We start from the raw sequence: 886 nt of genomic DNA on the forward strand, positions 1-886 counted from the left end.
CCGTACTGCGGCGACTGCTCAAGGAACGTCGAACTCACTTGATCCAGTTATTGCGCGAGCGCAGCGATGTGTTGCAGATCGTCGAGCCGCAAGGCGGGGCGACGGTGTGGGTCCGCTCGCTAAGGCCGGTCGACATGGGGGATGTGTTTCAACGGCTGCTCAAGCAGCAGATCATCATCGCCCCGGGCGAGCTGTTCAGCCTGCGGGGCTTGCATGCGCACCATCTGCGTCTGAGCCCGCTGAGCCATGGCGACCCCGACCTGACCAGTGTCGTCGGACTTTTGAGCGACGCCTTGCGACTGGCGCCCGGCGAATAACGTTAAAAAACATCGGGAGCGTTCCGGATACATCTGATCGCACTGCGGTCAAACTGCCAGTAAACTGCGCTGTATTCCTGAACCACTCTATTTCAGAGGTTTTGCATGACTCTCAGTCCTTTTGCGGGCAAACCGGCACCGGCAGAATTGTTGGTCGACATCCCGCGACTGGTAACGGCTTATTACACCGGCCAACCGGACGCTTCGATTTCCACGCAGCGTGTGGCGTTCGGAACATCCGGACACCGGGGCAGCTCCTTTGATTTGAGTTTTAACGAATGGCACGTTCTGGCCATCAGCCAGGCAATCTGCCTGTACCGTGAAGCGCAAGGGATCACTGGCCCGCTGTTTGTCGGCATCGACACTCACGCACTGTCGACCCCGGCCGGCGCGAGCGCGCTGGAAGTCCTGGCAGCCAACGGCGTGACGGTCATGATCGCCGAGGGCGATGAGTACACGCCGACGCCTGCCATTTCCCACGCCATTCTCTGCTACAACCGCGGGCGCACGTCGGGCCTGGCTGACGGTGTGGTCATTACGCCTTCACACAACCCGCCACAAAGCGGCGG

The 886-nt window shown here is 60.6% G+C and carries 2 pseudogenes; both read left to right on the forward strand.

Annotation, left to right across the window (positions count from 1 at the left end):
* A pseudogene (locus DBR24_RS28585) lies at window positions 1–317 on the forward strand (PLP-dependent aminotransferase family protein); the annotation flags it as partial.
* Between the two features lie 105 nt (window positions 318–422).
* Window positions 423–886, forward strand: a pseudogene (locus tag DBR24_RS34240) (alpha-D-glucose phosphate-specific phosphoglucomutase); the annotation flags it as partial.

The sequence above is a fragment of the Pseudomonas sp. HMWF006 genome, assembly GCF_003061205.1.
In the GTDB taxonomy this organism is placed as follows: domain Bacteria; phylum Pseudomonadota; class Gammaproteobacteria; order Pseudomonadales; family Pseudomonadaceae; genus Aquipseudomonas; species Aquipseudomonas monsensis.